This is a genomic window from Cohnella zeiphila (assembly GCF_014212055.1).
Taxonomy (GTDB): Bacteria; Bacillota; Bacilli; order Paenibacillales; family Paenibacillaceae; genus Cohnella; species Cohnella zeiphila.
In genome coordinates, this window is record NZ_JACJVO010000004.1 from 26,513 (window position 1) to 35,637 (window position 9,125).

Annotated in this window: 5 protein-coding genes; all 5 read right to left on the minus strand. The window is 61.7% G+C overall.

Annotated elements, in window-relative coordinates; genetic code table 11:
• Positions 1-2: 2 nt before the first annotated feature.
• The 5 genes from H7C18_RS03895 to H7C18_RS03915 all read right to left on the minus strand — a co-directional run bounded on the left by H7C18_RS03895 (position 3) and on the right by H7C18_RS03915 (position 8,459).
• Entirely contained in the window at positions 3-1,334 is a 1,332-nt protein-coding gene (locus tag H7C18_RS03895) for an ABC transporter substrate-binding protein (protein ID WP_185127705.1), read from the minus strand.
• 143 nt (positions 1,335-1,477) lie between these two features.
• The gene (locus H7C18_RS03900; RefSeq protein WP_185127706.1) at positions 1,478-3,106 is read right to left on the minus strand and encodes an ABC transporter substrate-binding protein; all 1,629 of its coding nucleotides are present in this window, start codon (positions 3,104-3,106) and stop codon (positions 1,478-1,480) included.
• A gap of 80 nt (positions 3,107-3,186) precedes the next feature.
• The gene (locus tag H7C18_RS03905) at positions 3,187-4,065 is read right to left on the minus strand and encodes a carbohydrate ABC transporter permease (RefSeq protein WP_420481835.1); all 879 of its coding nucleotides are present in this window, start codon (positions 4,063-4,065) and stop codon (positions 3,187-3,189) included.
• Between the two features lie 129 nt (positions 4,066-4,194).
• A complete protein-coding gene (locus H7C18_RS03910) occupies positions 4,195-5,094 on the minus strand; it encodes an ABC transporter permease (protein ID WP_185127713.1) in 900 nt (299 codons plus the stop codon).
• Between the two features lie 410 nt (positions 5,095-5,504).
• The gene (locus H7C18_RS03915) at positions 5,505-8,459 is read right to left on the minus strand and encodes a beta-galactosidase (protein WP_185127708.1); all 2,955 of its coding nucleotides are present in this window, start codon (positions 8,457-8,459) and stop codon (positions 5,505-5,507) included.
• Between the last annotated feature and the right edge of the window lie 666 nt (positions 8,460-9,125).

Genomic DNA, 9,125 nt, shown 5'->3' on the forward strand with positions numbered 1-9,125 from the left:
CTTCAGCCCCGCCCTTCCGTGCCCGCGCGCGGGCGAATGCGGTCGAACGCTTCGTCCAGCATGGCGAGGCACTTGTCGACGTCGTGGCGCGGATCGTACAGGAATTGGATGAGACCGGTGCGGAACGCATTGCCGAGTTCGGCATTGACGAAATCCGGATAAAAAGCGGAATAGTCCAGGATGCGTCCGGTTTGCACGTAGTCCCGGTCCAATTCCTCGTAGGCCGGGTCGAAATCGAGCGTCGCGCCCTTCGCGATCGAGATCCCTTTCTTGTTGTCCTGAAACACCCGAGCCATCTCCGGAGTCGTAAAATAACGGACCAAATCCAGCGCGGCGTCGACGTGCCGGGATTTCGGATTGACGACGAACCCGCCGGTCGTCTTCATCTCGAATCTGGCCTCTTCCGGCCGATCGGACGCCGGGAACGCGAACATGCCGATGTCCGCGTCCGGCTTGAACGAACGGACGCCGTCCACCGTCCAGGTGCCGTTCACGATCATCCCCGCTTCCCCGCTCGCGAGCTGCTCGAGCGCGTCGTTCCAGCTCGTTCGGAACGGCTCCGGGCCCGTAAACGGGAAGCGTTCGGCCAGCCGTTGCAGGATGCCCCGGAGGCCGCCTTTGTCGTCTTCGAACGAGGCCCGGCCGGCTTCGACGTCCTCGATCCAGGCGGGCTGGCCGATTCCGGAGACGATCAGGTCCGGCTGAATGTCCAGCATCAGCGTCCAGGTGTCCTGATACCCCGCCGCGATCGGCTTGATGCCCGCCTGCTCCAGCTTGCGGCAAGCGTCCAGGAACGCCTCCCACGTCCGCGGGACGCTTTGGATGCCGGCTTTTCGAAAAGCGTCGCGATTATAAAAAACGCCCACGCCGTTGCGGTCGAACGGAACCGCCCATACGCTGCCGTCCGGCTTCCGGACTCCGCTCAGCTGCTGCGGGTCGAAATCCTGGACGATGGGCCGTCCCGTCAAATTCATCGCGTACCCGGCATCGATGAACTCTTCCAAAGACGAGATGCTGTCCGCCATATAAATGTCGGGCATTCGCTCGATGGCCGCCAGGTTGTGCAGCGTATTGGGGTACGTGCCCCCGTCGTCCGAGATCACCTGAACGGTCACGTTCGGATGCGCTTTCATATAACGGCTTGTTCCGATCTCCAACCATTTCCGGGCGCCTTCTTCGCGAAAATGATGGTACCATACAAGATTGACGGGGGCCTCCGCTCCCGCGTCGGACGCGCGGAAATCGACCCTCTCCATCCAACGTTCCATCATCCAGAAAAACGCCGCCGCCAAGAGCGCTATCGAAGCTGCGACCAGCCACATGCGGGATCTCATCGGTGTCAGCCTCCGTCGGACAGTATGGTTATGGGCCAAGTATATCACAACGCCCGGCCCCGAGAACGCATACGCGGCGCCCGAACGGAACGCAAGATGCCGCCCCTCGGGGAGGCAGCATCTTGCCCGTACGCTTCGGCCGATCAGCCTTGCATCTGCTGCTTGTAAGCGTCCATCTGCTTCTGCAATTCCGCCTTCACCTTGTCGTAGCCGGCGGCCTTCAGCTTCGCCTTGAACGCTTCGACGGCTTTGGCGGGATCGCCCGCCTTGCCGAACGCGATCGCCGGTCCCATCTCGCCGGTCACCTGCGAGATCGCGGTCAGCTCCGCGTCCACCGGCGTCTTGTCGAAGACGAACTGGCCATACGGATACGGCTTCTTGATCTTGTCGTATTCCGCGTACAGCGTCGTCGGCAGCTGATCCCAGACGGTGTCGCTCGGAATTTCCAGCTTGTCGTTGCGGCCGCCCCAGAAGTCGGAGTAGAACGAGTCTTTGTCCTGGTCGTAGTTCGCGGGCAGGACGCGCTTGCCGTCCTTGATCTCGTATTGAACCCCTTCGATGCCGTAGTTGAGCAGGCGGTAGATCTGCTCGTCGTTGCGGATCAGGTCGTACGCCATGAGCGCGCGCTCCGGATTTTTGCTGTGGGCGCCGACCGACGTGCCGCCGTGCGTGATCGACAGCTCCAGCAGGTTGCCGCTGGTCCGCGCGAACGGATACATCTGCAGCTCCGAGCCCGGCTGGTTGCGGTCCATCTCGACGCGCAGTCCGCCGAACGTCTGCGTATGGTGCTGGTCCATGCCGGTCAAGCCGCCTTTGAGCTCCGTCCGCGTGTCGCCCTTGAAGTTCAGCACGTCTTCGCGCCAGAAGCCTTTGTCCGCCCACGACTTCATCTTGGTCGCGTAGTTCAGCAGCGAGTCGTCGTCGAAGATCGGGCTGACGATCGTATACGGGTCGTCCGAGCTCTTCGCGGTGAAGACCGGCAGCCAGCCCGTCGAGATCGGCAGCTCCAGCTCCTGCGTGTACGAGTTGACCCAGCCGCCGAACGTGCTGTCGGACGGGTTGACGTCCCACGGAACGACGTCCGGCTTGTTGTCCTTGATGTATTGCAGGTACTTCTCGATGCCGTCCCAATCCTTGATCGGTTCGGTAATGCCCGCTTCCTTCGCCCAGTCGCCTCGATAGAAGAAGCCGTGGTTGACCCACTGCGTATAGGCGTCTTCCGGAATGAGCACGATTTTGCCCTTATACTTGCTCTGGTCCCAATTTTCCTGCGGGATCGAGTTCCAGGTGATCGGCGCGTACTTCGGCAGCAGATCGTCCAGGTTCATGAACGCGCCGCGCTGGGCGTTGCCCCACGTGTCGAGCCAGTCGGTGCCGATCGTGATCAGGTCGACCGGATCGCCGGAGGCGAGCAGCAGGTTGTATTTCGTCTGCCAATCCGCCCACTCCACCCATTTCCATTCGAGCTCCGCGTTGATTTTCTCCTTCATCAGCTTGTTGACTTCGGCCATGACCTTCTCGAATTGTCCGTTCTTCGGCTTGTCGCCGAGAATGACGTAGCTGATCTTCACGAACTTGGACGTGTCGATCGCCGTGCTGGCGGACGGCGACGCGCTTGCGCTTGCGCTGGAACCGCCGGCGTCCGTGCTGGGCGCCGTGCTGGCGGACGGGCTGCCGCTATTGCCGTTGCCGCCTCCTCCGCTGCAAGCCGCCAGACCGAACGCGAGCGTCAGGGCCGGAATGAGGGCGCCGAGCTTTTTGACTTTGGTCATCGAATGGTGCCTCCCCTTTACGAAATGGTCTTGCTTCTATGTGGAGGATAAGAGGGCGGGGCCCCCCTCCAGACACATCGCTACCCCTTGACCGCGCCGACCGTAATTCCTTTGATGAAGAACCGCTGAACGAACGGATACAGCAGGATGACGGGGCCGGTCGCAACGACCGCGGTCGCCATCTTCATCGATTCCAGCGGCAGATCCCGCAGCGGCACGTTGGAGGCGGCCGACGAGTTTTTGACGTAGTCCGCGCTGGTCACGACGGTGTACAGGAACAGCTGCAGCGTGCGGTACTTCATGTTCGGCGAGAGGAACAGCATGGCGTTGTACCATTCGTTCCAGTAGCCGATCGCGATGAACAGCCCGATGGTCGCGAGCGCCGGCGTCGTCATCGGCAGAATGAGCCTCAGGAAAATCCGGAAGTCGCCGGCTCCGTCGATCTTGGCCGATTCCGTGATCGCGTGGGGAATGGAGCGCACGAAGCTTTTCATCATGATGATCAGAAACGGCGACATGAGCCCCGGGAGCAGGACGGCCAGGTAGTTGTCTTTGAGCGCCAAATACTGGTTGACCAGCAGATAGAACGGAACGAGCCCCCCGGAAAATAGCGTCGTGAAGTAGATGAAGAAGGAGATCCGGTTGCGGTAATGGAAGTCCGGACGCTGCAGGGCGTAACCGGTCATGGCGACGATGAACAGTCCGGCGATCGTGCCGACGGCCGTGATGCCGATCGTCACGTAGTAGGAGCCGATGATCAGGTCGGGATTCTGGAACACGATCTTGTAGGCGAACGTGCTGAACTCTCTCGGCCACAGGTTGAAGCCGTGCCGCGCGATCGAACGCTCGCTCGTCAGCGAGGTGCCGATGACGAGCAGAAAGGGCAGCAGACAGGCGAGGGCGAAAAACCCGATGACACCGTAACCGACAACCCGGACGAAGACGGTCGAGCCGTCCACGCGAATGGCGGTTCGCTCTTTGAACACGGCTTTTCTCTCCTTTCGTTTTTTCCTCGCAACCGACCGATGATAACGGTTGCAGTACTGACAACCGAACAATCGCCCTTCGGCCGACGTTAACGGTTGCAGTTAGAACAAGGAATTTTCCGGAGACAGCCGCTTCACCAGCCAGTTCGCGCTCAGGACGACGAAGAACCCGAATACCGACTGGTATAAGCTGACGGCGCTTCCCATCGAGAAGTTGAAGTTGGTCATGAGCGAGCGGAACACGTACGTCTCGATAATGTCGGTCGTCGCGTACAGCGACGTGTTGTTCGCCCCGACGAGGTTGTAGAACAGCCCGAAGTTGCCGCGCAGCACGCCCCCTAGCGAGAACAGGAGCAGGATGATGAACGTCGGCTTCAGCCAGGGAAGCACGATGTAGCGGATCCGCTGCAGCGCGTTGGCCCCGTCGATCTGCGAAGCTTCCACGATCTCCGAATCCAGCCCCATCACCGCGGCGAAATAGACGATCGAGCCGTAGCCGGTGGACTGCCACAGGAACGTAATGACGATAATGAACGGCCAGATGTGCGGATTCGAATACGTTTTGACCGGGTCCGCCCCGATTGCCTTCAGGAATCCGTTCAGCAGCCCGTAGTCGTAGCTGAGAATGTTGTAGGCGATCAGGCCGATCAGCACGAACGACATGAAATAGGGCAGGAACATGAGCGACTGCGCGACTTTCTTGAACCATCGGCTGCGCAGCTCGTTCAGGAAGATCGCCACCGCGATCTGGACGGCGTTGCCCAGCAGGATGAAGACGAGGTTGTAGGCGATCGTGTTGAAGGTGAGCCGCCACAGGTCGCCGGTCATGACGAGGAAGCGGAAGTTCTGCCAATGGACGAACGGACTGTGGAAGATGCCGTCCGTGTAATTGTACTGAATGAAGGCCAGGTACAAGCCCGGCATGGGCAGATAAGAGAAGATAACGAAAAACGCGATCGCCGGAAAGCACATCAGGAGCAAGGTGCGGTTGGCGACCAGCATGCGGAACGGCGAACGTCCGCGTCGGGCGGCCAAGGCGGGCCGGTCGGCCGCGGCCGTAGCGGCGGCTGAAGGCGAAGCGGAAGATGAGGCGCTCATGAATCGACCTCCTTGTTCGTATCTTGCGGATATACGAGCGTAAGGGTGTAGTGGGTGTAGCGGCATTGAGGTTTGGTGATATAGCGGGAAATCCTCCCGCTATACCGGTTGGTCTCTCGGATTCCGGCCTTTAGTGGGAAAAGCTCCCTGTAATCCGGCGGAAAATCCGCGCATAGTCGGAAAAGCAGTGGTTTGTGAGGAGGTTTTCCGCTTATTTCCTCGCTGTATCGGGTTGCGGTATGAAATAAGCGGAGCCTTTCCCCTTATATCGAATGTCGGCGGAGAACGTCGAGGGCGGAGATGCCGCGCTATCTTCAGACCAACAAAAATCGGAGCGCTTGCAATTGTCCGGGCTCGCCGGGAACGACCGCCTCGGCGAAAATTCGCACCCGCCGTTCCTCCGCCCGGGCCAGCCATGCGGCCGGAACGAACACGCTGTCCGGGCTGCCGCCGCTCATCCTCGGGCGCTCCGCGCCGCCCGGCAGCCACAGCCTGCCGATCAGGCGGCTGCCGGCGAACGCCGTCAGCTTCACGTTGGCTCCGTCCGCCCGCATCCGCACGCCCCGTTCGGCGCCGGCGACGGCGTCGGCCAGCGAAGCGAAAAGCCAGGCGACCTGGCCGGGAGCGAGCGAATAGGGAAGGCGAATCGCCGCGGCGTCCGGCCGGGCGAGATCGGCCGCCGCCGACAGCTCGCGCTCCTCGGCCGAACGCAAGCTCCGAAGGACGGCGCTTCGGCCTTCGAGCAGGTGAATCTTGCCGGCGGACGCGCCGATCCTTCGTTCCAGCGCAAGCGTCAATGGCACGCTCTCCGCCTCGCCCGGCATGCGGCGCTCCAGCCAAAGCCAGGGATCGTCCGGCGTCGCCGTTCCCGCTTCCCGGCCGTCGGCCCACACGCGAACGCTCGTCTCCAGGCCGTCGAACCAAAGCGCGGCGCAATCGGCGCCCGGCGTCAGCCGGACCGTTCGGCAGTAATATTCGCAGGCGACGCGGTCGTTCGGGTGCCAGCCGCCGAATGCGGCAAGCGGCCACCGTTCGTCGTCCGTCCCGGGAGCGGCGCGCCGCGGATCCGTCGTCCGGTCGAAGCGCCAGGGAGCCGTCAGATCGCGCTTGCGGGAGACGACGACCAGATCGCCCAACCCCTTGCCGGCGCTCAGGCGAAGCGTCGGCAGCCGGATGTCGTCGAAGTTGGAATGCCCCCAAATCTCGACCCGGGCGGTCAGCTTCCCCGGCGACCCTCCTTCCGGAAGGCTCAAATACCGGCTGGAGCCGCCGGGAACGACCGTTCCGACGTACTTCCCGTCGGCATGCACGGTGACGATGTCGCTTCCCCGCGCCACGAGCAAGCCGACGGCGGAGCCGGCAATGGAACCTCGCGGCAACAACGTTGCGTCCGGCTCCGACTCCGAGTCCGAAGGCGTACCCGGCGCATCGGGCGCGTTCGAATCCGGATTCGCGATCCCGCCGTTTCTCGGGTCCGTCCCCGAGTCTGCTTCCGCCGAACCTGCGGCGTCCAGCTCATACCAGGCGTACCCGCGATAAACGCCCCGCGCTTCCAGGCTCCCCTCTCCCGCCGTCGGCGCCGGGACCGCGGTTGCCGGCGGCGAATGCGGTTCCGGCAACGTCGCGGACCAGCCTTCCGGAAGCTCCGTTTCCCGCTGCTCGTACTCGGGCATGGCGCCGAACGTCAGCGTCCCGTCTTCCTCGATAGCCTCCAGCATAAGCGCGTCCTCGCGGCTGATTCCGTGCACCGTCAGCCGGGAGCCGTCGGCCCATTCAAACGAGACTTTTCCTCGGCTCCGGCCATCGAATTCGACGGCGCGGCTCCATTCCTTGCCATCCGAACCGCTTGCTTGGACCGCCGCGGCTTCGGCTTGCGAGCCGGACGGCTCCGCCTCGAAACGGAAGACGATTTGACCATCTTTCCCCTCGTCGGCGTAGAATACGAGATCGCAGCTTTGGGCGTCCTGGCGATAGACGCCGCTCAGCTCCGCGGTCGACCGCACGATCATGCCTGCGATTCCCCAGCGATTCAGCGGCAGCTCCTCCGGCACGGCGAGGCCCTTTTCTCGTGAAGTATCAGAGATGAAGGCAAGCCGGCCGCCTCCTTTCAGAGCCAGGCGATACGGACCGACATCGTAGCCTCGCTCGCGCCAGAACGGCCCTCCCGCTTCATCCACCTCTTGCGCGTTCATGGCTTTCCCCGCTTCAATCGTCTCCCGGGCATCCACGGCTTCCTCCGCATCCGCGGTTTCCGTCGGCGACGCCTCCGCGAGGGCCGGGCCGTAGACGTTCAGCAGCCGGCTCAGCAGCCGGCCCTCGTACGCTTCCGCCCGGAGATGGCCTTCCGGCGAGATCATGCCGCCGAAGTCGTAATCCGACGTCATGAACGCCATCGGCCGGCCCCAGTTGTTGACGGCGTTCGTGAAGCCGTAGTCGGTGCCGGATACCTGCAGATATGGGCCGAGAAGCTTTACGCCGCACGATAGCAGCCTCCGCAGCAGGAAATGGCTGCGGTTCGTCTCCGTGACGAGAAGCGGATACCCTCTCGTCGCCATCTCTCGCTTGTAAGCCTGCACGATCGTCTCGAAGCCCGGATTGCGGTTGTCGGGGTAAAAATTGCAGGTCGGCACGACGCCGTCGGCATCGCCCGAAGCCCCGAAGATCCCGCCTTGTCCCGCGCAAGCGATGAGAGGCACGCCGATTTCGTGTTCCAGCGCCAAGTCCCGCAGCGCGGAGATGTAGCCGCGGGGATCTTCGCAGCGGTAGAAATCAAGCTCGTTCTCGAGCTGCACCGCCACGACCGTACCGCCGCGTCCCAGCTCGAACCGCCGCAGCAGCGGCAAGATCTTCTCGTACCAGCGGGCGACATGGGCCAAGTAGGCGGTGTCGCTATCCCGAAGCTTCAGGTTTTCCTTGGCCAGCAGGTAAGCGGGCAGCGCCCCGCCGTCCCATTCGGAGCAAATATAAGGGCCCGGCCGGGCCACGACCCGCAAGCCCGATTCCGCCGCCAGCCTCAAAAATTCCGCCGCATCCCTTTCTCCTTCGAAGTCCCAGACGCCTTCCTCCCGCTCATGGAAGTTCCAAGGAAAATACACGTCGATCGCGTTGTAGCCGATTCCTCTCAACTGCTCCATCCGTTCGCGCCACAGCGCCCTCGGTATGCGAAAGTAGAACAGCGATGCGCAAAGCAGGATTTCGCTTCGGCCGTTCACGAACAGGCTGTCCGGCTCCATTCGGATCCACGGCTCGCTTCGGATGAGTTCGGTCAAGTCGCGCCCTCCCGTCGTATGGTAATCGGTATCATGTAACCGGTTTCTATACATTCATATTAAACGCTTACATTTGGCGCTTCATTAAACAAAACTCCGATTTGTTGCACAAAACTACCCGATTTCGGAGCCGCTTGGCTCGTTCGCCTGCTGCGAATTCCGAATAACCCCGTGCCCTTAGGAAAACGACTGCGCCGCCCTGCATCGGTCCGCTCCATCGCGCGGTAATCCAAGCACGGTCCGGTTTTCGCGCTATTTTCCACGCCGGGCGAGTCCTCCCTTTGCGCAACACCGCCTCAACGAGTCGAAACCGCTCAGTGAACGGGAAAACCTCCCTTCAGTGATGCAAATACACGCTTCCTGCCAGGAATGAAAGGGAAATGCTCCGCTTATTCGGTCCAAGAACCGCGATTTTGCGTATCGGTGGGCCGATTATAGGGAGCTTTTCCCGTTCAGAACGGAAATGTACCCTTTTTTGAAGCAATAAAAGGAGAAAATCCCGTTCATCGGGCAATTTGAGGGATTGACTTCGAAGCACGCTCAGGTACTTTGCGCTAGAGTGAAGGGCTGACCAAGATCGGCCCCTCCTCATCAAACCGTACGTGAGGTTTTCCCTCATACGGCTTTCCGATGTTCGTCATTCATGCGCATGCGATTTACAATAGC

What these genes read in the sequence shown, in the direction of transcription:
- H7C18_RS03895 (WP_185127705.1), bottom strand. Translation starts at nt 1,334, where the DNA reads ATGAGATCCCGCATGTGGCTGGTCGCAGCTTCGATAGCGCTCTTGGCG.
- H7C18_RS03900 (WP_185127706.1), bottom strand. Translation starts at nt 3,106, where the DNA reads ATGACCAAAGTCAAAAAGCTCGGCGCCCTCATTCCGGCCCTGACGCTC.
- H7C18_RS03910 (WP_185127713.1), bottom strand. Translation starts at nt 5,094, where the DNA reads ATGCTGGTCGCCAACCGCACCTTGCTCCTGATGTGCTTTCCGGCGATC.